We start from the raw sequence: 23,143 nt of genomic DNA, 5'->3' as shown, positions 1-23,143 counted from the left end.
TGTCAGGAGTCGGTCTGGTGGGCGGTGACGTGCGCGAGCGGCTGATCGCGCCGCACCTGGTCGCCGAGGGCGACGTCCAGGCGAACGACGCCGTCGTGGGCGGCGACGACGGGGTGCTCCATCTTCATCGCCTCGATCGTGACGATGCGCTGTCCGGCCGCCACTTCGTCGCCGTCGGCGACGTGCACGGCGACGACGGCGCCCGGCATCGGCGCGCGCAGTTCGGGATCGGATGCCGCCGCATCCCTTTCGCGGGCGTCCAATCGACGCTGCATCGCCTCACGGCGCGTGAGCGGCCGCAGGCGATGCGTCTCACCGTCGGCATGCACCCAGATCCAGCCGTCGGCGTCGGGCGCGACCGCGGTGCCTGCGGGTGTCGCGCGACCGACCGCACGTGCGGTCGCGCGCGATGCCCCGACGAAGACCTCTGCACCGGGTTCGGGCGCCGCGACGTCGTAGACGGAGCCGTCATCGCCCGCCAACACGACCTGAACGGGTCGGTTGGGTGCACCCATCCGCCAGCCGCTGCCGTCGCGCCACAGCGCACCACTGCGAGCCGACCGGTTCCGTCCGCTCGCGCGTCGGCCGTGCGCCTGTGCGACGGCGGCGAGTGCGGTGGCGGACGGCTCCGTGGGCTCACGCGGCGGCATCCGGTCGATGAGTCCGGTGTCCATGTCGCCGTCGCGCACGGCCTGGTCGTCGAGCAGCGTGCGCAGGAAGCCGATGTTCGACTCCACGCCCAGCAGCACGGTGTCGGCGAGTGCGGCGTCGAGGCGATCGAGCGCGTGCGGCCGGTCGTGACCGAACGCGATGACCTTGGCGATCATCGGGTCGTAGTCGGCGGTGACGATCGAACCGCTCTCGACGGCGGCATCCGTGCGCACTCCGTCGGCGGGCCGCCACACCAGGACGTCACCGGTCGCCGGCAGGAATCCGCGCTCGGGACTCTCCGCATACACGCGCGCCTCGATCGCATGGCCGGTGAGCGTGACGTCGTCTTGCGCGAGAGCGAGCGGCTCGCCCGCGGCGATCCGCAGCTGCTGCTCGACCAGGTCGACGCCGGTGACGAGCTCGGTCACCGGATGCTCGACCTGCAGGCGCGTGTTCATCTCGATGAAGAAGAACTCGTCGGGGCGGTCACCGGCGACGAGGAACTCGACCGTTCCGGCTCCGCGATAGTCGACCGAGGCCGCGGCGGCGCATGCGGCCGCGCCGAGGCGGTCGCGCGTGGCCGAATCGATGACCGGCGACGGTGCCTCCTCGATCACCTTCTGGTGGCGACGCTGCAGCGTGCACTCCCGCTCACCGAGGTGGATGACCCGGCCGTGAGCGTCGGCGAGCACTTGCACCTCGATGTGTCGCGGGCGCTCGATGAGCCGCTCGAGCAGCAGCGTGTCGTCGCCGAACGCCGATCGGGCGACGCGGCGCGCCGTCGTGAGGGCATCCGCGAGGTCGGCGGCATCGCGCACGACCTGCATCCCCTTGCCGCCGCCGCCGGCTGACGGCTTCACCAGCAGCGGGTACCCGGCATCATCCGCCGCCGCCGCGATCTGCGCGTCGCTCATCCCGGCGGCGCTGAAGCCCGGCACCACGGGGACGTCGTGCGCGGCCACATGCTCCTTCGCGCGGATCTTGTCGCCCATCACCTCGAGGGCCCGCTCCCCCGGGCCGATGAAGGCGATGCCGGCGTCGGCGCACGCGCGCGCGAACGCGGCGTTCTCCGACAGGAACCCGTAGCCCGGGTGCACGGCCTGCGCGCCGCTTTCGACCGCGGCCGCGAGGACGCGATCGATGGCGAGGTACGACTCGGACGCTGCGGCGGGCCCGAGCCGCACCGCCGCATCCGCCTCGCGCACATGCGGAGCATCCGCGTCGGCGTCGCTGTAGACGGCGATCGAGCGGATGCCGAGCAGGCGCAGCGTGCGGATGACCCGCCGTGCGATCTCGCCGCGGTTCGCGACGAGCACGGTGTCGAATCCGACGGTCGGCGAAGAAGTCGAGGTCATGTCGATCACATCCGGAAGACGCCGAACTGCGGTTCGGGAAGAGGGGTGCGCGAGACGACGTCGAGCGCCAGGCCGAGCGCGGCGCGTGTGTCGGCGGGATCGAGGATGCCGTCGTCCCACAGCCGGGCGGTGGCGTAGTACGGGCTGCCCTGTTCCTCGTAGCGCGCGCGGATCGGGGCCTCGAAGTCGGACTGGTCCTGTGCCGACCACTCCTGACCACGGGCCTCGAGCTGGTCGCGCTTGACGGTGGACAGGACGGACGCCGCCTGAGGGCCGCCCATCACCGAGATTCGGCTGGCCGGCCAGGTCCACAGGAACCGTGGCGAGTACGCGCGGCCGCACATCGAGTAGTTGCCCGCTCCGAACGACCCGCCGATCACCACGGTGAGCTTGGGCACGCGCGTGGTCGCGACGGCGGTCACCATCTTCGCGCCGTCCTTGGCGATGCCGCCCGCCTCGGCGTCTCGACCCACCATGAAGCCCGAGATGTTCTGCAGGAACAGCAGCGGGATTCCGCGCTGGTCGCACAGCTCGATGAAGTGCGCGCCCTTCTGCGCCGACTCGCTGAACAGCACGCCGTTGTTGGCGATGATGCCGATGGGATGCCCGTGCAACCGGGCGAATCCGGTGACGAGGGTGTCGCCGTACTCGCGCTTGAACTCGTGGAGCTCGCTGCCGTCGACGAGTCGCGCGATCACCTCGCGGACGTCATACGGCTGGTTGACGTCGACCGGCACGACCCCGTAGAGGTCGGCGGGATCGACGGCCGGCGCGACGGCGGGCTGGACGTCCCATGCCGGATCCTGTGGAGGCGGCAGGGTCGCCACGATGTCGCGCACGATCTCGAGCGCGTGCTCGTCGTCCTCGGCGAGATGGTCGACGACGCCCGATCGCTTGGCGTGCAGTTCTCCCCCGCCCAACTCCTCCGCGGTCACGACCTCACCGATCGCGGCCTTCACCAGCGGCGGGCCGCCGAGGAAGATCGTGCCCTGACCGCGGACGATCACCGTCTCGTCGCTCATCGCGGGCACGTACGCGCCTCCCGCGGTGCATGACCCCATCACGGCGGCGATCTGCGGGATGCCCGCGGCCGACAGTCTCGCCTGGTTGTAGAAGATGCGCCCGAAGTGGTCGCGGTCGGGGAACACCTCGTCCTGCATGGGCAGGAACGCACCGCCCGAGTCGACGAGGTACACGCACGGCAGGCGGTTCTCGAGGGCGATCTCCTGCGCGCGCAGATGCTTCTTCACCGTGAGCGGGAAGTACGTGCCGCCCTTGACGGTCGCGTCGTTGCACACGACCATCACGTGCCGGCCGTGCACGAGGCCGATGCCGGCGATCACGCCAGCAGCGGGAGCATCCCCGTCGTAGAGTCCGTCGGCGGCGAGGGGCGATACCTCGAGGAAGGGACTGCCCTCGTCGAGCAGCCGGTCGACGCGATCGCGGGGCAGCAGCTTGCCGCGCGCGACGTGGCGCTCGCGCGAGGCTTGCGGGCCGCCGAGTCCGGCGACGCGCAGCCGCTCCCGCAGCTCCGTCGCCAGGGCGCTCTGCTCGTCGCGGGTGCGCTCGAACGTCTCGTCGTGGGTCACCGCGGTGCTGAGCATCGTCCTGTCATCTCCGTCGACGTCACGATCCGGTCACGCCGGTTGGCGGCGCGCGCGGGATACGGTTAGTGTGCACTAACTGAGCATCCAGGTTAGCGGGGATTAACTGAAATGACAAGCGGTGCCACCGAGCGCGATCGTGCCAAGGCCGACCGCTATTCGGCGATCCTGCACGAAGCCGCGAAGCTGTTCGCCGAGCGCGGCTTCAGCGGAGTCAGCCTCGAGGATCTCGGCGGCGCGGTCGGGGTGAGCGGACCTGCCCTCTACCGGCATTTCGCGAACAAGCAGGCCCTCCTGGGCGCGGTCCTCGTCGGCGTCAGCGAACGCCTCCTGGCGGGCGGCGAGGCCGTCGTCGACGCCGACGGCTCTGCCCGGCAGCGACTCGACGGGCTCATCCGCTTCCACGTCGACTTCGCGCTCGCCGACGCCGACGTCATCCGCGTGCAGGACCGCGATCTCGCGAGCCTCGGCGATGACGATCGCCACCGCGTGCGGCGACTCCAGCGATCGTACGTCGACCTGTGGGTCGCCGTCCTCGGCGATCTTCTGCCCGATCACGACGCCATGGACCTGCGACTGCGAGCGCAAGCCTGCTTCGGTCTCATCAACTCCACGCCGCACAGCGTGCGCGCCCTGCGCGACGCCCCGGAGGACGCCGCGGTGCGCGCGACGCTCGAGGCGATGGCGGCTGCGGCTCTCCTGGCCTGACCGCCACCGTCTCTCAGCGCAGCAGCATCGCCCGCCCCGGCTCGTGCAGGATGTCGCCGATGGCCTTCAGGAACAGCGAACCCTGCTGGCCGTCCACGAGACGGTGGTCGAACGACAGCGCCAGCGTCATGACGTCGCGCAGTGCGATCTCGCCGTGGTGCTCCCACGGCTGACGGCGCACCGCCCCGACGGCCAGGATGCCCGCTTCGCCGGGGTTGAGGATCGGGGTGCCGGCGTCGACGCCGAAGACGCCCACGTTCGTGATCGAGAAGGTTCCACCCATCATGTCGGCCGGCGCGGTCTTGCCGGCGCGGGCCGTCTCGGCGAGCCGCCGGATGGCATCGGACATCTCGACGAGCGTCAGGTCCTGGGCGTCTCGGATGTTCGGGACCACGAGCCCGCGATCTGTCGCGGCGGCGATGCCGAGGTTGACGTAGTGGTGGGCGACGATCTCGCCGGCATCCTCGTCCCACTTCGAGTTGAGCTCGGGGTGGTGGGCCAATGCGGCGCACACGGCCTTGGCGGCGATCGCCAGCACGCCGATGCGGTGCTCGCTCAGAGCGCGATCCGCCCGCAGCGAGGCCACCAGCTCCATCGTCGCGGTGACGTCGACGGTGAGGAACGTCGTGACGTGGGGGGCGGTGAACGCTGAGCGCACCATCGCCTCCGCCGTATGCTTGCGCACCCCGCGGATCTTCGTGCGTGTCGTGCGCTCGCCCGCCGTCACGGGCGGGTGCGACGGCGCGGCATCCTCGGCGGCGGCACCGGCGGTGGGCGCGGATCCCACACGACGGGCGTACTCCTCGACGTCGCCGCGCGTGATCAGACCGGCATCGCCGGTCGGAGGCACCAGCGCGATGTCGACACCGAGGTCCTTCGCGAGCTTGCGCACCGGCGGCGTCGACCTCGGACGCTCGACGACCGTGTCGCCGTGATCGAGCTCGGTCACGATGTCGTGCGGCGCAGCCTCGAGGACGGCGGTGTCCGCGGACGCAGGCGCGGCGCCTCCGGCGCGGGCGCGGCGCTTCGGTCGTCCACCGGCGCGGGGTGCGGCACCGTAGCCGACAAGGTTGGGCTGCGCCTTCTCCTCGGGCTCGTCTTCCGACGCGTCGGCGGATGCCTCGACCGGGGCTTCCTTCTTCGGCGCGGCGGGCGTGTCATCGCCGCCGATGTCGTAGGAGATGAGCACCGAGCCCACCTCGATGACATCGCCCGCGGCGGCGTGGAGCGTCGTGACCGTGCCCGCGTACGGAGACGGCAGCTCGACGACCGCCTTCGCGGTCTCGACTTCGGCGATCGTCTGGTTGAGCGTGACCTCATCACCCTCGGCGACGAGCCACTGGACGAGCTCGGCTTCGGGCAGACCCTCGCCCAGGTCGGGGAGCAGGAAGTCCTGGATCACAGCTCCACCCCCGTCAGGCTGTTCGGCCGGTCGAGCACGCGGTCGACGGCGTCGAGGATCCGGTCGAGGTCGGGAAGGTGGTACTTCTCGAGCTTGGCGGGCGGGTACGGGATGTCATGCCCGGTGACGCGCACCGGAGCCGACTCCAGGTAGTTGAAACACCGCTCCGTGACGCTCGCGACCAGCTCGGCGCCGACGCCGGCCTCGCGGGCCGCCTCGTGGGTGACGACGACCCGTCCGGTCTTGCGCACCGACGCGGTCACGGTGCGGTAGTCGACCGGCGAGATCGAACGCAGGTCGATGACCTCCATCGAGATGCCCTCGTCCTCGGCGGCGGTCGCGGCGTCCATTGCCGTCGCCACCTGCGCGCCGTAGGTCAGCAGCGTGACGTCGGAGCCCTCCCGGGCGACGCGTGCGACCCCCATCGGCGGGGCGTCGGCGAGATCCACGTCGAGGTCGACCTCGCCCTTCGAGTGATACAGCCGCTTGGGCTCGAAGAAGACGACGGGGTCGTCGCTGGCGATGGCCTGGCGCAGCACGACATACGCGTCCTGCGGGTTCGAGACGGCGACCACGCGCAGGCCCGACGTGTGCACGAAATACGCCTCGGGCGACTCGGAGTGGTGCTCGGCCGCGCCGACACCGCCGGCCCAGGGGATGCGGATCGTGATCGGCATCTTCACGTTGCCGTGCGTGCGGTAATGGAGCTTGGCGACCTGGCAGACGATCTGGTCGAACGCGGGGTACACGAAGCCGTCGAACTGGATCTCGACGACCGGACGATAGCCGCGGAACGCCAGGCCCACGGCGGTGCCCATGATGCCGGCTTCGGCGAGAGGAGTGTCGATCACCCGCTGCCCGCCGAATTCGTCGAGCAGTCCGTCGGTGATGCGGAAGACGCCGCCCAGCTTGCCGATGTCCTCGCCCATGACGAGCACCTTCGGATCGTCGGCCATCGCGCGGTGCAGGCCCTGATTGATCGCCTTGGCCATCGTGAGCTGCGTCATCGCGCCACCTCCTCGTCGGCGAAGCCGTCGAGATAGGCGCCGTACCAGCGACGCTGCTCGTCCAGACCCGAGTGCGGCTCGGCGTAGACGTCGTCGAGCACCGTGAGCGGCTCGCGCGTCTTCGCACCGAGCGTCGCGGCGCGCACGTCGGCGCCGAAGGCGTCGGCATCCGCGGCGACCTGGGCGACGAACTCGTCGTCGAACGCGCCCTCGGTGCGCAGCAAAGCCTCGAGGCGGGCGATGGGGTCACGGCGGCGCCACGCCTCGACCTCGTCACGGTCGCGATAGCGCGTCGGGTCGTCCGACGTGGTGTGCGGGCCCATCCGGTAGGTGACCGCCTCGATGAACGCGGGACCGCCCCCGGCACGGGCGTTGTCGAGCGCCCAGCGCATCGCGGCAAGGCACGCGAGCGCGTCATTGCCGTCGACGCGCATGCTCGGGATGCCGAACCCCGGCGCGCGGCCCGCGATCGGGAACTTCGCCTGGACGGTGACCGGCTCCGAGATCGCCCACTGGTTGTTGGTGCAGACGAAGACGACCGGGGCCCGGAACGATGATGCGAAGACCATCGCCTCGTTGACGTCGCCCTGGCTGGACGCTCCGTCGCCGAAGTACGCTGCGGCGACCTGGTCTGTGCCGTCGCGCTGGATGCCCATGGCGTAGCCGACCGCGTGCAGCGATTGCGCGCCGATGATGATCTGCGGCGTCGCGGTGTTGATCTCGTAGGGGTTGTACGTGGAGTGCGCCTCGCCGCGCCACGCCAGGACGAAGTCGGCGGGCTTCGCGCCGCGCACGTAGTTGACGCCGATCTCGCGGTAGCTGGGGAACACGAAGTCGTCGTCGCGGAATGCACGCGCCGTGCCGACCTGAACGGCCTCCTGGCCCTGGCAGGGAGCCCACAGGCCGACCTGGCCCTGCCGCTGCAGGGCGATGCCCTCGGTGTCGATGCGACGCACGATCACCATGTCACGGTAGAGCCCGCGCAGGGTGTCGACAGAGACGTCTTTCACCCACGGATCGAGGTCGGGATCGGCGACGCGTTCGCCGTCGGGGTTCAGCAGCCGTGCGACGTCGTCGACGTCGGTGGCCAGATCGGCCGTCGGTGTCTGAGTGTGCGCCATCGTCATCCTCCTCGTGTCGAGCCCTCCTCGTGAGAGGGATCGTCGCGGATCGCCGGCGTCCTCGCCGACAGGCCCGACGATACGTCGATCTCGCACCTAGCTCAAGCATTCCGGATCGACTTGAGCATGTTGCCAAGAAGGAACCGAATCCACCGTGCTAACGTTTCGCAGTATGAGTGCCCTCGATCACGTCGACCTCGAGCTTCTGGCGGCCTTGTCAGCCGATCCGCGCGCGACCGTCGTCGCCCTCGCCGAGAAGCTCGGCCTGTCGCGCAACACCGTGCAGGCGCGGATGACCCGACTCGAGAGATCGGGCGTCTTCCTCTCGTTCGAGCGGTCCATCTCGACGATCGCGCTGGGTTTTCCCATCGAGGCCTTCATCAGCGCCACCGTGCGCCAGGCCGATCTCCCCCGCATCACCGAGCAGCTGCTGCGCATCCCCGAGATCGTGCAGGCCCACGGCTTGAGCGGACAGGTCGATCTGCTCGTGCGCGTCGCATGCCGTGACACGCAGCATCTCTTCGAAACCGATGCCCGCATCCTCGCGATCGAGGGCGTCGAGCGCACCGAGACGTCCCTGGTGATGGGTGAGGTCATCCGCCATCGCGTTGTGCCGTTGCTCGAGCTCGCCCGCGAAGACCAGCGCTGAGCCGCGCCTGACGGTCATCGGGACACGCATCCTTTTGCTGTTAGAGTGTTCGGAAGATTATGAACGATTGGAACACTCTTGAATGCGGATGACGCCCGGCGCTATGCCGAGGAAGTCGGAGTCGCGCTCACGCAGATGGGCACGACCCCGTCGTTCGGCACCCTGCTCGGATGGCTGCTGATCTGCGAGCCGCGCGCCCAGACGACGGCGCAGCTGTGCGAGGCCGTCGGACTGTCGAAGGCGTCGGTGTCGACAGGCATGCGCGCGCTCGAGAGCTCGGGTCTGGTCCGCCGGGTGCCGACCGACGGCCGCGGTCACGCCTACGAGATCGATGACGACGCCTTCGTCCGCGCGATCGATCCCACGGCCAAGATGCGCGCCTTCCTGACAGTGCTGCGCAACGGACTCGACCTCGTCGGCGACGATGCGCCCCGCGCACAGCGACTTCAGCACAGCCACGACTTCTACGCGTTCATGATCGAGCGAATCCCCGCGCTCATGGACGATTTCCGCGCGCGCCAGGCGGGAGAGGAACGATGACGAGGATTCTCATCGCGACCGTCGGGTCGCGCGGCGACGTGCAGCCCTACGTCGCACTGGCCAAGGGGCTGATCGCAGAGGGTCACGAGCCCACCGTCGCGACATGCGAGCGGTTCCGCTCCTTCGTGACGGGACACGGGGTCGCGTTCGAGCCGCTCAGCGACGACATCCTGCTGCTGCTCGACTCGGATGCCGGGCGCACCGCGATGGACGAGTCCAGCGGCCTCGTGGGAACGATAAAGACCAATATCGCGCTCGCCAAGCAGGCCGGCCCGATCAATGAGCGTCTGCTCGGCGACGTGTGGCGCGCTGCCCGGACGACCGAGCCCGAACTCGTCGTGTACCACCCCAAGGCCCTCGCCGGTCCGCACGTCGCCGAGGCGCTCGGCGTGCCTGCCATCGAGGCGCTGCCGGTTCCGGTCGTCGTTCCGACGGGCGACTTCCCCGTGATCGGGCTGCCCCGACTTCCCCTCGGCGCGGGCTACAACCGACTGACCTACCGCCTCGTGTCGGCCGGCTACCGGCAGTACGAGAAGATGGCCAACCGCTTCCGCGAGGAAGACCTGGGGCTTGCCCCCGTGAAAAACGCCGCGATGCCGACGCGCATGCCCGACGGCCGCCCCATCGAGGTGCTCCACGCCATCAGCGAGCACGTCCTGCCGCGGCCCGCCGATTGGCCGGAGCACGCCCGCCTCACCGGCTACTGGTTCCTCGACGGGGAGGACGACTGGACTCCCCCGCAGGAGCTCGTGAATTTCCTCGATGCCGGCGATCCGCCTGTCTACGTCGGGTTCGGCAGCATGGCGGGCCGCGATCCCGCCCGCATGACCCGCGAAGTCGTCGCGGCGCTCGAGCAGGCAGGAGTGCGCGGCATCCTGGCATCCGGCTGGGGCGGACTCGACACGGCCGGACTGCCGGACTCGGTGCTCGCGATCACCGAGGCGCCGCACGACTGGATCTTCTCGCGCGTGTCGGCCGTCGTCCACCATGGCGGCGCCGGCACGACCGCGGCGGGCCTCCGAGCGGGCCGCCCGACGGTGGTGTGCCCGTTCATCGTCGACCAGTTCTTCTGGGGTGCGCGCGTCGCCGATCTCGGTGCCGGTCCGACCCCGGTGCCTCAGAAGAAGCTCACGGCCGAGCGGCTGGCCGCCGCGATCCGCGAGGCGACGACGGATGCCGGCATCCGCGAGACGGCGGAAGGCATCGGACGCGCGATCTCGGCCGAGGACGGCATCGCCACCGCGGTCGCGCAGATCAACGACGTCCTCGCTGCGTCGCGCTGACGAGCGCTATCGGGCCGCGGTGGGGATCCGCCCGGCATCCGCGTCGAGCTTGACGGCGATGACGCCCGCCAGCAGCAGCCCGCCGCCGACGAACTGGATCGGGGCGGGAGTCTCGCCCAGCAGCAGCCACGCGAAGCCGAGGGCGAAGAGCACTTCGGACAGACCGATGAACGACGCGAGTCGCGAGCCCACCCGCGGCACCGCCATCACGCCGAACGCGTAGCCGAGGGCGGTCGAGGCCGTCGCGACCCACAGCAGCGGGATGTACCAGGGAAGCGTGACACCGGCGATCTCGACCGACACCGGCGGGGCGTGGAACGGCATGACCCCCGTGACCGCGAGCAGGATCATGGCCAGAGCTCCGACCAGCAGGCCGCCCGCGGCGAGGGCGAGCGGTGGCAGATCGTCGCCGGCGCGCTCGGAGATGACGAAGTAGGCGGCCGCGCACACCGCGGCGCCGAGCGCGAACAGCGTGCCGAGCAGGTCGAAGCGAGCGCCCGCGAGGTCGACGACGAGCACCAGTCCGACGATCGCGAGAACCGACCCGCCGATCACGAGGCGCGACGGGCGCAGCCGCGTGCGCGCCCACACCCACACGACGATCATCACGGGGGCCAGGTACTGGATGAGCAGCGCGACGGCCACCGGCATCCGCTGCATCGCCGAGAAGAACAGCAGCTGGCAGCCGAGCACGGCGGTGAGGCCGAACACGACGATGATGCCCGCGTGCCGGATGAGGAAGCGCGGGTCGCGGCGGATCGCCTTCACCAGAGCGGGGGCGAGCACCAGCCCCGCGATCCCCATGCGCACGACCAGGGCCGCGCTGAGCGACCAGCCGGCTTCCAGCAACGGCTTCACGAGCGGGCCGCTCGACGAGAAGGCCAGCGCCGACGCGACGGCGAGGATGAGCCCGGTCGGGCGCGGCCGAGCCGGTGCGACGACGGGGAGGACGATGGGAGCCGTCGGAGCGGTCATGCGGTCCGTCCAGGAAGTCAGGAGTGAACGGTGATTACACTGGTGACAGTACTGCCCCACAAGGTCAGGAGTCAACATGGTTTTCGGTCATGACACCCAAGATTCACTCGCGGCTGCCGTCGACCTCGTCAACACCCTCCCCGCCACCGACACCGAAGGTGCCGACACCCTCTCGAAGCCGGCCGATCTCGAGGCCTTCCTCACGGCGCATCCCTTCTCGGGATCGATCCACCGCAGCCCCGAAGAGCTCGCCGAGGTCCGTGCCATCCGGCCTCTGCTGCGCGAGCTGTGGCTGGTCGATCGCGTCGGTGCGGTGCCGATCGTGAACCGGATGCTGCAGGAGGGCAACGCGTTGCCGCAGTTGGCCATCCACGACGACTACGACTGGCACATCCACGCCACACCCCCGGATGCGCCCCTGGCCACCCGCATCCTCGTCGAAGCAGCGATGGCCTTCGTCGATGTCATCCGGTCGGACGAGTACGAGCGCGTGCGCGTGTGCGCCGCCGACGACTGCCTGAGCGTCTACATCGACTATTCGAAGAACCGGTCCAAGCGGTATTGCGACACCGGCAACTGCGGCAACCGCATGAACGTCAACGCGTACCGGCGGCGCAAGGCCCGCGCAGAACTCAGCGGGTCCTGACCTCGGCGAGGAAGGGAGTGATCGCGGCGGCGGCCTCGGCGGGCGTCTCGTAGTGGATGAGGTGCCCGACGTCGGGGATCTCGACGAGCCGGGCGTCGGCGAACAGGGTCGCGAGCTCGCGCTCCTTCTCGATGGGAGTGATGTCGTCGCGGTCGGCGGCCACCAGCAGTGTCGGCACCGGGATGCGAGGGGCTGAGGCGCGCACATCGTGCGACACGGACGTGACGAACGCGTCGTGCAGCACGTCGCGGTCGGCGAAGCGGGAGAAGTACGTCGCATGCTGGTCGTGCACGAAGGCGCGCAGTGTCGGATCCTTCGTCTTGGCCATGGTCTCGCTCATGACACGCACGATCAGGCCGTTGCGCAGCAGCGCGTCGCCCATCCGGTCGGGCAGGCGCGCTCCCGCGGCGTAGTACAGGATCGCCAGACGCGTCATGATGCCGCGCGGCCCCTCGAGCGCGGGAGCGCCGATCGGGTTGACGAGGATCAGCCCAGGCGTGGCGAGCCCGTCGGCGACCGCAGCCGCCGCGACGATCGACCCGAACGAGTGCCCGAGCACGACGGCACCGGGCGCGACCGCGCGGGCGAACTGCGTGAGCCAGTCGGCGTAGGCGCGCAGATCATGCGTGCGACCCGGAAGCGGGGGTGTCTCGCCGAAACCCGGCAGGTCGGGCATGATCACCCGCGTGCCGGAAAGGTGGGCGACCACGGGCTCGAGACCGTGATGCTCGCCGCGGAACCCGTGGACGGCGATGATCGTCGACTCGGCGTCATCGGGGCCGTAGACCCAGTACGCGGTCGGTGCGCCCAGCACCTGGGCCTCGGCGCGACGGACCGGAATCGCCGCCAGCGCCGCCGCGTACGGATTGTCGATCACCACCCTGCGAGTCTACGAGCGCGCACGCACGCCACGGAGCGCCTGGCCGTGGATGTCGGAGCGGGAGCATACCGTGGGCGGCATGCACGACCCCTCGCTCGACACCCTCCCGCTGTTCCACCGGCCGGAGTGGCTGCGAGTCGTCGGCGTGTTCGATCTCGAGACGACGGGCGTCGACGTCCGCTCGGACCGGATCGTCACCGCGCACGTCGGCGTTCTCGACGCCGACGGGGGTGTCGTGCGAGCACGCGACTGGCTGGCGGATCCCGGTGTCGCGATCCCCGAAGGCGCGACGGCCGTGCACGGCATCACCACCGAGCGTTCCCGCGCCGAGGGTCGCCCGGCGCCCGACGTGGTGCGCGAAGTCGTCGAGGCGCTGCGTGCGCTGCTCGACGCAGGCATCCCGATCGTCGCCTACAACGCGCCCTACGACTTCTCACTGCTCAAGCACGAGGCACTGCGCCACGGCATCCCGCCCATCGTCGACCCGTCACCGGTCATCGACCCGCTCGTGGTCGACAAGGCGTACGACCGGTGGCGGCGCGGCAAGCGCACCCTCGCCGTGGTCGCCGAGCACTACGCGGTGCGGCTCGACGGTGCACATGAGGCGTCGGCCGACGCCGTCGCCGCGGGTCGCGTCGCCCAGGCCCTCGCCGATCGTTTCGCGCCGTGGCTGCCGGCGACCGCGCACGAGATGCACACCCGCCAGATCGCGTGGGCTCGCGCCCAGGCCGCGAGCCTCACCGACTACTTCGTGCAGATCGGCCGGCTCGACCCACAGGAGCGGCTCGACGGCAGCTGGCCGATCCGCTGAACCGGTCGCACAACGCGGAAGACCCCGCCGAGGCGGGGTCTTCCGAAGCGGCTGGGATTACTTCGAGCCGCCGAAGTTCTTGAAGCGCTGGTTGAACTTCTCGACGCGACCGGCCGAGTCGAGGATGCGCTGCTTGCCCGTGTAGAACGGGTGCGAGGCCGACGAGATCTCCACATCGATGACGGGGTACTCGACGCCGTCGAGCTCGATCGACTTGTCGCTGGTGACGGTGGAGCGGGTGAGGAAGGTCTCGCCCGAGCCGAGGTCACGGAACACGACGGCCTGGTAGTCGGGGTGGATGTCGGTCTTCATGCGGAATCCTTCGGACAGTGGGAAGTCTGCGGTGCGATGGCACCAAAGGAAGATTCTATCAGCACCGACCGCCGGACGCGGAATCGAGGTCAGAGCGCGGCGCGCGCCGCGTAGCGGCCGGCGTCCTCCGTGAGCACGATCCGCGCCCCGAAGGTCTCGGTGAGGGCGTCGGCGGTCAGCGTCTCGCGCAGCGGACCGGCCGCGACGGCCTTGCCGTCACGCAGCAGCAGCACATGCGTGAAGCCGAGCGGGATCTCTTCGACGTGATGCGTGACCATCACCATCGCCGGAGTGCTGGGCGCCTGGGCATATCCGCCCAGCAGCCCCAGGAGCTCTTCACGAGCCCCCAGATCGAGGCTCGCCGTGGGCTCGTCGAGCAGCAGCAGCTCCGGGTCGGTCATCACGGCACGGGCGATCTGGACGCGCTTCTGCTCGCCGTCGCTGAGCGTGCCGAACGTGCGGTCGGCGAGACCGTCGAGCCGCCATTCGGCGAGCACGCGCAGCGCGCGCCGCTCGTCGATGTCCTCGTATTCCTCCCGCCACCGGCCCATGACCGAGTACGCGGCGGTGAGCACGACGTCAAGGACCGTCTCGTCCGGCGGGACGCGGCGCGCCATCGCCGTCGACGCGAAACCGATCCGCGGGCGCAACTCGAACACGTCGGTGCGGCCGAGGGTCTCGCCGAGCACGGTGACCCTGCCCGAGGTCGGGTGCACGAGGGTGTCTGCCAGCTGGAGCAGCGTGGTCTTCCCCGCCCCGTTGGGGCCCAGGATCACCCAGCGCTGATCGTCGGTGACCGACCAGTCCAGGTGGTCGACGATGTCCCTGGCGTTCCTTGTGACGACGACGTCGGCGAAATCGAGCACCTGCGGCATGCGGCTAGCCTACCGGCCGGTGCGGGCGACCTCCGCGTACAGCGCCTCGGTCTGCTCGGCGATCCGCTGCCAGCTGAAATCGTCGGCGGCACGTCGACGCCCCGCCTGGCCGTACTCGGCGGCCTTCGCGGTGTCACCGACCACCTCGGTCAGCACGCGTGCGAGGTCGGCGACGAAGGCGTCGGGGTCGGTGGGCGTCCCGGTGCCGTCCTGCACCTGGTCGATCGGCACCAGCCGCCCCGTCACCCCGTCGACGACGACTTCGGGGATGCCGCCGGTCGCGGTTCCCACGACAGCGGCGCCGCACGCCATCGCCTCGAGGTTCACGATGCCCAGGGGCTCGTACACCGACGGGCACACGAAGGTCGTCGCCGCCGTCAGGATCGCGCTGAGCTCGTTGCGCGGCAGCAGCCGGTCGATCCACACGACGCCGTCGCGGGTCTCCTGCAGCCCCCTCACCAGTCCTTCGACCTCGGCCATGATCTGCGGCGTGTCGGGGGCGCCCGCACACAGGATCAGCTGCACGTCGTCGGGCAGCCGCTCGGCCGCCCGCAGCAGGTAGGGCAGGCCCTTCTGCCGAGTGATGCGCCCGACGAAGACCACCGACGGGCGCGCCGGGTCGATCCCGAACCCGGCGAGCAGGTCGGGATCGTCGACCGGATGCCACGCCTCGACGTCGATCCCGTTGTAGATGACGCGCACCGTGTCGGGGTCGAGCGCGGGATAGCTGCGCAGGATGTCGGCGCGCATCCCCTCACTCACCGCGACGATGGCCGCCGCACCCTCGTAGGCGGTCTTCTCGATGTAGCTCGACACCGCGTATCCTCCACCCAGCTGCTCGGCCTTCCAGGGCCGCAGCGGTTCGAGGCTGTGGGCGGTGACCACATGCGGGATCCCGTGGAGGAGGGAAGCGAGGTGCCCCGCGAAGTTCGCGTACCAGGTGTGGCTGTGCACGACATCGGCACCGGCGACGTCGGTCACGATCTCGAGATCCGTGCCCAGGGTCTGCAGCGCCGGGTTCGCGGTCGACAGCTCCGCGGGCACGCCGTAGGACGTCGTCCCGGGCTCGTTCCGAGGCGCTCCGAAGGCACGCACCTGCACGTCGATCGACGCGCGCAGCGCCTTGACCAGCTCGGTCGCGTGCACTCCCGCACCGCCGTAGATCTCGGGCGGGTACTCCTTCGTGACGATGTCGACGCGCATGTGTCGAACGCTAGTACACCGGCGGAGAGCGTCATAGTGTGGTGGCATGCCAGCACAGCCGAAGGTCTTCGGAATCGTCCTCGCCGGCGGCGAGGGCAAGCGCCTCATGCCCCTCACCGCAGACCGTGCCAAACCGGCGGTGCCCTTCGGCGGGCAGTACCGCCTGATCGACTTCGCGATCTCGAACCTGATCAATTCCGGGCTGCGCCAGATCGTCGTGCTGACCCAGTACAAGTCGCACAGCCTCGACCGCCACGTCTCGCAGACCTGGCGCATGTCGGCGCTGCTCGACTCCTACGTGACCTCGGTGCCCGCGCAGCAGCGACTGGGCAAGCGGTGGTTCTCGGGGTCCGCCGACGCCATCCTGCAGAGCATGAATCTGATCAACGACGAAAAGCCCGACATCGTCATCGTGATCGGCGCCGACCACGTCTACCGGATGGACTTCCGACAGATGCTGGCGGCACACATCGAGTCGGGTGCGCGGGCGACCGTCGCCGGCATCCGTCAGCCGATCAGCCTGGCCAACCAGTTCGGTGTGATCGACGTCGAAGCCGATGACCCCACCCGCATCCGCGAGTTCCTCGAGAAGCCCCAGGATGCTGTGGGCCTGGCCGACTCCCCCGGCGAGGTGCTCGCGTCGATGGGCAACTACATCTTCGACACCGACGCCCTCATCGAGGCCGTCGAGTACGACGGCGAGCTGCCGACGTCGAACCACGACATGGGCGGCGACATCGTGCCCTACTTCGTCGGGCGCGGCGAGGCGGGCGTCTACGACATGAATCGCAACGATGTGCCCGGGTCGACCGCTCGCGATCGCTACTACTGGCGCGATGTGGGAACGATCGAGTCGTTCTTCGACGCCCACATGGACCTCATCTCCACCCTGCCGATCTTCAACCTCTACAACACCGATTGGCCGATCCACTCGCAGACCGTGAACTCGCCGCCCGCGAAGTTCGTGCGCGACTCGGTCGGCCGCATCGGCACCGCGATCGACTCGGTCGTCTCGCTCGGCTCGGTGCTGTCGGGCACGCACCTGGAGCGGTCGGTCGTGGGGCCCTGGACCCTTGCCGGCGGCGGCTCGACCATCACGGATGCCGTGCTGTTCGACCACGTCCGTGTCGGTCAGGGTGCGCGCGTTCATCGCGCGATCCTCGACAAGAACGTGGTGGTCGCCGAAGGGGCGACCGTGGGGGTCGACCGGGAACGCGACCTGGAGCGCGGTTTCACCGTCACCGACACCGGGATCACGGTGGTCGCCAAGGGCCTCGTCGTCGAACCCTGAGCCCCTCGTGACGACGGGTGGCGGCGAGTTCGGCGCCATCCCGCACGCGCGCTAGCGTGGTCGGGTGCCCGCCGCCCGGTTCCTCGTCGTGCTCGACGCCGATTCCACCCTCATCCGCAACGAGGTCATCGAGCTGATCGCCGACGAGGTCGGGCGCACGGCCGAGGTCACGGCCGCGACCGAAGCGGCGATGCGAGGCGATGTCGACTTCGCCACCAGCCTCCGCAGCCGTGTGCGCATGCTGGCGGGCGTCGCCGTCTCGGCTTTCCCGCACGTGCGCGCGCGCGTCGAGCCCACGCCGGGCGTCGAGGAGCTGATCGCGACGGCGCATTCCCGCGGTGGCACGGTCGCCGTGGTCTCCGGAGGCTTCCACGAGATCCTCGACGACATCGCGCCCGCGCTCGGAGTCGACCTCTGGCGCGCCAATCGCCTGACGGCCGCGGACGGAGTGCTCACCGGCGCGGTCGACGGACCGATCGTGGATGCCGAGGCCAAGGCCAACGCCCTGCGCACGTGGGCCGGTGAGCGGGGTGTGCCCCTCACGCAGACGATTGCGATCGGCGACGGGGCCAACGACCTCCGCATGATGGCCGCCGCCGGGCTCGGGGTCGCCTTCAACGCGAAGCCCGCCGTGCGTGCCGCCGCCGACATCGTCATCGGCCCCGTGGATCTGCGCGAGGTCATCCCGCTCCTGCCGTGAAAGCGTCGATGTCGGCGCACCGGCGTAGCCTCGGCGACATGCAGATCATCCTCGTTCCCGGGCTGTGGCTCGACGCGTCCTCGTGGGACCCGATCCTTCCCGCGCTCGCCGATGCGGGCCACACGCCGGTCCCCCTCACGATGCCGGGTGTCGGCGCGCTCGCCGATGAGTCGGCCGGGATCGGGATCGCCGACTGGGTCGATGCGGTGGTCGCGCACATCGACTCCGCCGACGATCCGGTCGTGCTGGTGGGCCACTCGGGTGGCGGCAACGTCGTGTGGGGCGCCGCCGATGCACGGCCGACGAAAGTCGCCCGGGTCGTCTTCGTCGATACGGCTCCCCCGCCCGACGGCTTCGGCATCTCGGAGTTCGACGTCGTCGACGGTGTGGTGCCGTTCCCCGGCTGGGATCACTTCGATGCGCCCGACATCGCCGACCTCGACGAGCAGACGCGCACGCGGACGGCGGCGCACACGGCACCGGTGCCCGCCAAGGTGCCGACCGACCGCATCCGCCTCGGCGACGAGCGGCGGTATGCCGTGCCCGTCACGGTGCTCTCGGGCTCAGCCGACGAAGCGGGTCTGCGCACGATGCTGGCCGAGTGGGGTCCGTGGAACGACGAGTTCGCGGCGATCTCCGACGTCGAGGTCGTGACGCTCGACACCGGCCACTGGCCGCAGTTCTCGCAGCCGGAGCGACTCGCCGCGGCGATCGTCGACGCCGTGCGCTGATCCGCGTCAGTGCCCCATCCCGAGGCCACCGTCGACGGGAATGACGGCACCCGAGATGTAAGCCGCGTCGTCGGAGGCGATCCAGGTGACGACACCGGCGACCTCGTCGGCCGTCGCGAATCGGCCGGCGGGGATGCTCTTGCGGTAGTCGGCCTGCGTGTCCTCGGGCAGTGCCGCGGTCATGTCGGTCTCGATGAATCCCGGCGCGACGACGTTCGCGGTGATCCCGCGGGCCCCGAGTTCACGAGTGAGCGAGCGCGCGAAGCCCACCAGCCCGCTCTTGGACGAGCTGTAGTTGATCTGCCCCGCCGAGCCGAACAGGCCCACGACGCTCGAGATCAGGATCACGCGACCCCAGCGGGCCCGCAGCATCCCCTTCGACGCGCGCTTGACGACGCGGAACGCGCCGCCGAGGTTCGTCGCCACCACGCTGTCGAAGTCCTCTTCGCTCATGCGCAGCAGCAAGGTGTCTTTGGTGATCCCGGCATTGGCGACCACGATCTCGACCGGGCCGAGCCGCTGCTCGACCTCGGTGAACGCGGCGTCGACCGCTGCGGCGTCGGTGACGTCGGCGCGCACCGTCACCGTGCCCGCGGGCCCCTCACCCGATCGAGCGGTCACCGCGACGCGATAGCCCTCGGAGACGAAGCGTTCGGCGATCGCGCGGCCGATGCCGCGGTTACCGCCGGTGACAAGGACGACGCGGTCAGTGGACATGGTGCTCTCCCGGGTTGACGAACCGCCCCAGCCTAGCCGCACGCCGTTTGACACTCCGGCCCCTCGCTGGAACGCTGATCTCACCGAACTGAGAGGTCAGCATGAGCGACACGACTCCCCCGCCCGACGGCCGCGCACCGCAGCCGCCGCAGCCGCCGCAGCCGCCGGCATATCCGCAGGCCCCGTCGGCCTATCCGCCTCCCGCTTCGGCCACTCAGCCCGCCCCCACGCCCCCGCCCTACGGGCAGCAGCCGTCGCAGCCGGGCGGCTACCCGCCGCCCGCGTACGGCACCCCCCAGCAGCAGTACGCGGCGGCGCCGGCCTACGGGTCGGCGTACGGATCCGCGAAGACGAACACGCTCGCGGTCGTCTCGCTCATCGCGTCGATCGTCGGTCTCGTCTTCGTGCCGTTCATCGGATCGATCGTCGGCGTCATCACCGGCCACATGTCGCTTTCGCAGATCAAGCAGACCGGCGAACAGGGCCGCGGCATGGGCCTGACGGGCACGATCCTCGGGTGGGTCGGACTCGCCTTCTCGATCCTCGGCCTCATCCTGCTCTTCGCGTTCATCCCGTACATGATGACCACCATCCCGACCACGACCTGACGCGGCCGACCAGGCGCCGCGATCGCTCCGGCGGCGTAGTCTGGTAGGACCGTGACCAGGAGCATCCCGCGGCCGCAGTCGGCCACCTCCCTGCCGCGCGCACCGCGCGACAGCGCACACGCGCGTTCGACGCGCTATCTGGTCATGATGGGCGTGCGGGTGCTCTGCTTCGTGCTCATGGTCGTGATCACTCCGTACGGCTGGTACACCTGGGTCTTCGGGTTGGCGGCGGTCTTCCTGCCGTATTTCGCCGTCGTCCTGGCGAACGTCGGCGAGGAGGGCAAGAACCGCCCGGCCGAGAGTCCCGAACGCGTGCTCACCGCCGGTCCCTCAGCTCCCGAGGCGCCCGCAGCCGGCGATGAGCGGGTGATCAGGATCGCAGAGGCGTCCCCGGACGAATCCGAGCAGGAACCGCGCGCATGATCGGCGACGTCGACGCGCGCTGTTCGCGCGCGGGATGCCACGAGGGTGCACGGTGGCGCGTGAAGTGGCGGAATCCGCGCATTCACGACGCCGACCGGCGCAAGGTGTGGCTCGCATGCGATGCGCACGTCGACTACCTCCGCGAGTTCCTCACCGCCCGCGACTTCCCCGTCGAGGTCGACACGTTCGAGGGAGCACGATGAGCGGACGTCGTGTCTCGGCCGGCGTGCGATGGGCGGCGTATGTCGCGATCGCCGTCACCTTCGCGGTCGCGTGCGCCTTCCTCTCGAACTGGCAGTTCGCTCGCAACGCCGAGAGGTCGGCGCAGTTGGAGCTCGTCGAGGCGAACTACGACCGTGACCCCGTCCCGCTCGACGAGCTCATCCCGCTCGGCGAATCGTTCGACGATGCCGACGAGTGGCGTCCGGTCACGCTGACCGGCCGGTACCTCGCCGACGCGACCCTGCTCGCGCGCAACCGCGCCCACGGGGGCACCGCCGCCTACGAGGTGCTCGTTCCGTTCGCGCTGGACGACGGGCGTGTGATCGTGGTCGACCGCGGCTGGGTGCCCCCGGGCTCCGAGCAGTCCGAGCCGGATCACGTGCCGGCGCCGCCCGAGGGCGCGGCGACGGTGGTCGTGCGACTGCGCACCGGTGAGCCGCTGCCGCCGTCGGGCCGCTCCGCTCCCGAGGGTCAGGTCCCGACCATCCATCTGCCGCTCATCGCCGAGACGCTCGATTCGAGCGGACTGGTCGACGCGTACGGCGCGCTGGTCTCGGAGGACCCGGCGACCGAACGCCCGGCGGCCGTCGAAGACCCGTCGGAGGATCCCGGACCGCATCTGTCGTATGCGATCCAATGGATCCTGTTCGCGATCATGGGCTTCGTCTTCATCGGGTACGTCATCCGCACCGAGGTGCGCCACCGCCACGAAGCCGACGATGAGGAAGACACCGCTGCCCGTCCGCCCCAGCGCGGCCGCCGCGATCCGGACGCCGACATCGAGGACGCGCTCGCCGACGACGCGCTCTCCGCAGATCAGGCCAAGGCGACGAGCTCCGCGTAGTCGCGTCCCCAGATGTCCTCGACGCCGTCGGGCAGGATGAGCACCCGTTCCGGGTTGAGCGCCTCCACCGCGCCCTCGTCGTGCGAGACGAGGATCACCGCGCCCTCGTAGTGGGCGAGCGCGCCGAGGATCTCCTCGCGGGATGCGGGGTCGAGGTTGTTGGTGGGCTCGTCGAGAAGGAGGACGTTGGCGCTCGAGACGACGAGCGTGGCCAACGACAGGCGCGTCTTCTCGCCGCCGGAGAGCACACCGGCGGGCTTGAGGACGTCGTCACCGGTGAACAGGAACGATCCGAGCACCTTGCGGGCATCGGTGGCCGTGATGTCCGGCGCGGCCGACATCATGTTGTCGAGGACCGTCCGGTCGACGTCGAGGTTCTCGTGCTCCTGCGCGTAGTAGCCGATCTTGAGTCCGTGGCCGGCGTCGACGGTGCCCGTGTCGGCACGGTCGACGCCCGCGAGGATCCGCAGGAGCGTCGTCTTGCCGGCCCCGTTCAGGCCGAGCACGACCACCCGCGAGCCGCGGTCGATCGCGAGATCGACGTCGGTGAAGATCTCGAGCGAGCCGTACGACTTCGACAGACCCGACGCTGTGATCGGCGTCTTGCCGCACGGTGAGGGTTTCGGGAACCGCAGCTTCGCGACGCGGTCCTGCTGGCGCACCTCTTCGAGACCGGCGAGCATCTTCTCGGCCCGCGCGACCATCTGGTGGGCCGCGGCCGCCTTCGAGGCCTTCGCCCCGAACCGGGCGGCCTGCTGCTGCAGCGCGGTGGCCTTCTTCTCGACGTTGGCGCGTTCCTTCTTGCGCCGCTCCTCGTCGGCCACCCGCTGACGCAGGTAGTTCTTCCAGTTCATGTTGTAGACGTCGATCACCTGGCGGTTGGCGTCGAGGTAGAAGACGCGGTTGACGGTCTCGCCGACGAGCTCGACATCGTGGCTGATGACGATGAGGCCGCCCCGATAGCCGCGCAGGAACTCCCGCAGCCACACGACGCTGTCGGCGTCGAGGTGGTTGGTCGGCTCATCGAGGATCATCGTGCCGGCGTCCGAGAAGAGGATGCGGGCCAGTTCGATGCGTCGTCGCTGGCCGCCCGAGAGGGTCCGCAGCGGCTGGTCCAGGATGCGGTCCGGCAGCGCGAGGTTGTGCGCGATCGACGCCGCCTCGGCCTCGGCGGCGTATCCGCCCAGCGCTTCGAAGCGCTCCGTGAGGTTCGCATAGCGGCGCATGGCACGTGCGGCGGTCTCCGGGTCGTCGGAGCCCATCTCCTCGGATGCCTCCCGCATGCCGATCGCGAGCTGCCCGAGCCCGCGTGCATCGAGGATGCGGGTGCGCGCGAGGTCGTCGGGGTCACCGGTGCGCGGGTCCTGGGGCAGGTACCCCAGCTCGCCTGCACGCTCGACGCGTCCGTCGCTGGGGAGGACGTCGCCCGCGAGCACCTTCGTCAGGGTCGTCTTTCCCGCGCCGTTGCGGCCGACCAGACCGATCTTGTCGCCGTCGGAGACACGGAACGACACGTCGGACATGAGCACGCGTGCGCCCACGCGGATCTCGAGGTCGTGCACGGCGAGCACAGCAGACGTCCGTT

Annotated in this window: 25 protein-coding genes; 13 read left to right on the top strand and 12 right to left on the bottom strand. The window is 70.0% G+C overall.

Going from position 1 to position 23,143, the window contains the following annotated elements; all coding sequences use genetic code 11:
• Positions 1-2: 2 nt before the first annotated feature.
• Both ABD663_RS01625 and ABD663_RS01620 read right to left on the bottom strand, forming a co-directional pair.
• Positions 3-2,006, bottom strand: a complete 2,004-nt coding sequence (locus ABD663_RS01625; RefSeq protein WP_344736104.1) for an acetyl/propionyl/methylcrotonyl-CoA carboxylase subunit alpha — start codon at positions 2,004-2,006, stop codon at positions 3-5.
• 5 nt (positions 2,007-2,011) lie between these two features.
• A complete protein-coding gene (locus tag ABD663_RS01620) occupies positions 2,012-3,610 on the bottom strand; it encodes a carboxyl transferase domain-containing protein (protein WP_344736103.1) in 1,599 nt (532 codons plus the stop codon).
• 111 nt (positions 3,611-3,721) lie between these two features.
• Here ABD663_RS01620 and ABD663_RS01615 point away from each other — a divergent pair, with 111 nt between their 5' ends.
• Positions 3,722-4,318 (top strand): TetR/AcrR family transcriptional regulator, encoded by a 597-nt coding sequence (locus ABD663_RS01615; RefSeq protein ID WP_344736102.1) that lies wholly within the window; start codon positions 3,722-3,724, stop codon positions 4,316-4,318.
• Between the two features lie 13 nt (positions 4,319-4,331).
• Here the strand turns inward: ABD663_RS01615 and ABD663_RS01610 are convergent, their stop codons facing one another.
• From ABD663_RS01610 to pdhA, 3 genes are read right to left on the bottom strand one after another with little or no spacing between them, the layout of a single operon-like run.
• The gene (locus tag ABD663_RS01610) at positions 4,332-5,720 is read right to left on the bottom strand and encodes a dihydrolipoamide acetyltransferase family protein (protein WP_344736101.1); all 1,389 of its coding nucleotides are present in this window, start codon (positions 5,718-5,720) and stop codon (positions 4,332-4,334) included.
• Positions 5,717-6,727, bottom strand: a complete 1,011-nt coding sequence (locus ABD663_RS01605) for an alpha-ketoacid dehydrogenase subunit beta (protein ID WP_344736100.1) — start codon at positions 6,725-6,727, stop codon at positions 5,717-5,719. The genes ABD663_RS01610 and ABD663_RS01605 overlap by 4 nt, the downstream gene beginning before the upstream one ends.
• Positions 6,724-7,854, bottom strand: a complete 1,131-nt coding sequence (pdhA, locus tag ABD663_RS01600) for a pyruvate dehydrogenase (acetyl-transferring) E1 component subunit alpha (RefSeq protein ID WP_344736099.1) — start codon at positions 7,852-7,854, stop codon at positions 6,724-6,726. The genes ABD663_RS01605 and pdhA overlap by 4 nt, the downstream gene beginning before the upstream one ends.
• A gap of 166 nt (positions 7,855-8,020) precedes the next feature.
• Here pdhA and ABD663_RS01595 point away from each other — a divergent pair, with 166 nt between their 5' ends.
• The 3 genes from ABD663_RS01595 to ABD663_RS01585 all read left to right on the top strand — a co-directional run bounded on the left by ABD663_RS01595 (position 8,021) and on the right by ABD663_RS01585 (position 10,320).
• Positions 8,021-8,497, top strand: coding sequence for an Lrp/AsnC family transcriptional regulator (locus tag ABD663_RS01595; RefSeq protein ID WP_344736098.1), 477 nt, complete (start codon positions 8,021-8,023; stop codon positions 8,495-8,497).
• A 78-nt stretch (positions 8,498-8,575) separates the two neighbouring features.
• Positions 8,576-9,037 carry a GbsR/MarR family transcriptional regulator gene (locus ABD663_RS01590; RefSeq protein ID WP_344736096.1) on the top strand — a complete coding sequence of 154 codons (462 nt, stop codon included), beginning with the start codon at positions 8,576-8,578 and terminating at the stop codon, positions 9,035-9,037.
• Positions 9,034-10,320, top strand: coding sequence for a glycosyltransferase (locus ABD663_RS01585; RefSeq protein ID WP_344736094.1), 1,287 nt, complete (start codon positions 9,034-9,036; stop codon positions 10,318-10,320). The genes ABD663_RS01590 and ABD663_RS01585 overlap by 4 nt, the downstream gene beginning before the upstream one ends.
• Before the next feature lie 6 nt (positions 10,321-10,326).
• Here the strand turns inward: ABD663_RS01585 and ABD663_RS01580 are convergent, their stop codons facing one another.
• Positions 10,327-11,295 (bottom strand): EamA family transporter, encoded by a 969-nt coding sequence (locus tag ABD663_RS01580; RefSeq protein WP_344736093.1) that lies wholly within the window; start codon positions 11,293-11,295, stop codon positions 10,327-10,329.
• Positions 11,296-11,371: 76 nt separating this feature from the next.
• Between ABD663_RS01580 and ABD663_RS01575 the strand changes: the two genes are divergently transcribed.
• Positions 11,372-11,941: a CGNR zinc finger domain-containing protein gene (locus tag ABD663_RS01575; protein ID WP_344736092.1), complete on the top strand. Its 570-nt coding sequence runs from the start codon at positions 11,372-11,374 to the stop codon at positions 11,939-11,941.
• On the opposite strand, the gene ABD663_RS01570 is transcribed toward ABD663_RS01575, so the two are convergent.
• The gene (locus ABD663_RS01570; RefSeq protein WP_344736091.1) at positions 11,928-12,821 is read right to left on the bottom strand and encodes an alpha/beta fold hydrolase; all 894 of its coding nucleotides are present in this window, start codon (positions 12,819-12,821) and stop codon (positions 11,928-11,930) included. The two genes, ABD663_RS01575 and ABD663_RS01570, sit on opposite strands and share 14 nt — an antisense overlap.
• 79 nt (positions 12,822-12,900) lie before the next feature.
• Between ABD663_RS01570 and ABD663_RS01565 the strand changes: the two genes are divergently transcribed.
• On the top strand, positions 12,901-13,632 hold the full coding sequence (locus ABD663_RS01565) for a 3'-5' exonuclease (protein ID WP_344736090.1): 732 nt from the start codon (positions 12,901-12,903) through the stop codon (positions 13,630-13,632).
• A 57-nt stretch (positions 13,633-13,689) separates the two neighbouring features.
• Here the strand turns inward: ABD663_RS01565 and ABD663_RS01560 are convergent, their stop codons facing one another.
• The 3 genes from ABD663_RS01560 to glgA all read right to left on the bottom strand — a co-directional run bounded on the left by ABD663_RS01560 (position 13,690) and on the right by glgA (position 16,022).
• Positions 13,690-13,944, bottom strand: coding sequence for a type B 50S ribosomal protein L31 (locus tag ABD663_RS01560; RefSeq protein WP_344736089.1), 255 nt, complete (start codon positions 13,942-13,944; stop codon positions 13,690-13,692).
• A gap of 89 nt (positions 13,945-14,033) precedes the next feature.
• Positions 14,034-14,819: an ABC transporter ATP-binding protein gene (locus ABD663_RS01555; protein ID WP_344736088.1), complete on the bottom strand. Its 786-nt coding sequence runs from the start codon at positions 14,817-14,819 to the stop codon at positions 14,034-14,036.
• A gap of 9 nt (positions 14,820-14,828) precedes the next feature.
• Positions 14,829-16,022, bottom strand: a complete 1,194-nt coding sequence (gene glgA / locus ABD663_RS01550; protein ID WP_344736087.1) for a glycogen synthase — start codon at positions 16,020-16,022, stop codon at positions 14,829-14,831.
• Between the two features lie 46 nt (positions 16,023-16,068).
• Between glgA and ABD663_RS01545 the strand changes: the two genes are divergently transcribed.
• The 3 genes from ABD663_RS01545 to ABD663_RS01535 all read left to right on the top strand — a co-directional run bounded on the left by ABD663_RS01545 (position 16,069) and on the right by ABD663_RS01535 (position 18,744).
• Complete coding sequence (locus tag ABD663_RS01545) at positions 16,069-17,313, top strand: glucose-1-phosphate adenylyltransferase (protein WP_344736086.1); 1,245 nt, start codon at positions 16,069-16,071, stop codon at positions 17,311-17,313.
• Between the two features lie 64 nt (positions 17,314-17,377).
• Positions 17,378-18,013 (top strand): phosphoserine phosphatase SerB, encoded by a 636-nt coding sequence (serB, locus tag ABD663_RS01540; RefSeq protein WP_344736085.1) that lies wholly within the window; start codon positions 17,378-17,380, stop codon positions 18,011-18,013.
• Between the two features lie 38 nt (positions 18,014-18,051).
• Positions 18,052-18,744, top strand: coding sequence for an alpha/beta fold hydrolase (locus ABD663_RS01535; protein ID WP_344736084.1), 693 nt, complete (start codon positions 18,052-18,054; stop codon positions 18,742-18,744).
• Between the two features lie 6 nt (positions 18,745-18,750).
• On the opposite strand, the gene fabG is transcribed toward ABD663_RS01535, so the two are convergent.
• Entirely contained in the window at positions 18,751-19,461 is a 711-nt protein-coding gene (fabG, locus tag ABD663_RS01530) for a 3-oxoacyl-ACP reductase FabG (RefSeq protein ID WP_344736083.1), read from the bottom strand.
• A 101-nt stretch (positions 19,462-19,562) separates the two neighbouring features.
• On the opposite strand from fabG, the gene ABD663_RS01525 reads away from it, so the two are divergent.
• Genes ABD663_RS01525 through ABD663_RS01510 form a run of 4 tightly spaced genes read left to right on the top strand, consistent with a single transcriptional unit; the run spans position 19,563 to position 21,558 of the window.
• On the top strand, positions 19,563-20,069 hold the full coding sequence (locus ABD663_RS01525) for a DUF4190 domain-containing protein (protein ID WP_344736082.1): 507 nt from the start codon (positions 19,563-19,565) through the stop codon (positions 20,067-20,069).
• Positions 20,070-20,120: 51 nt separating this feature from the next.
• Positions 20,121-20,492, top strand: coding sequence for a DUF3099 domain-containing protein (locus ABD663_RS01520; RefSeq protein WP_344736081.1), 372 nt, complete (start codon positions 20,121-20,123; stop codon positions 20,490-20,492).
• The gene (locus ABD663_RS01515) at positions 20,489-20,695 is read left to right on the top strand and encodes a hypothetical protein (protein WP_344736080.1); all 207 of its coding nucleotides are present in this window, start codon (positions 20,489-20,491) and stop codon (positions 20,693-20,695) included. The genes ABD663_RS01520 and ABD663_RS01515 overlap by 4 nt, the downstream gene beginning before the upstream one ends.
• Positions 20,692-21,558, top strand: coding sequence for an SURF1 family cytochrome oxidase biogenesis protein (locus ABD663_RS01510; RefSeq protein WP_344736079.1), 867 nt, complete (start codon positions 20,692-20,694; stop codon positions 21,556-21,558). The genes ABD663_RS01515 and ABD663_RS01510 overlap by 4 nt, the downstream gene beginning before the upstream one ends.
• Here ABD663_RS01510 and ABD663_RS01505 read toward each other — a convergent pair.
• Positions 21,531-23,129: an ABC-F family ATP-binding cassette domain-containing protein gene (locus tag ABD663_RS01505; RefSeq protein ID WP_344736078.1), complete on the bottom strand. Its 1,599-nt coding sequence runs from the start codon at positions 23,127-23,129 to the stop codon at positions 21,531-21,533. The genes ABD663_RS01510 and ABD663_RS01505 overlap by 28 nt on opposite strands.
• Positions 23,130-23,143 lie beyond the last annotated feature (14 nt).

The organism is Microbacterium awajiense (assembly GCF_039536545.1).
Lineage (GTDB): Bacteria > Actinomycetota > Actinomycetes > Actinomycetales > Microbacteriaceae > Microbacterium > Microbacterium awajiense.
Note: the sequence above shows the minus strand (reverse complement) of the source record. Positions and strands in the feature narration are given on the sequence as shown.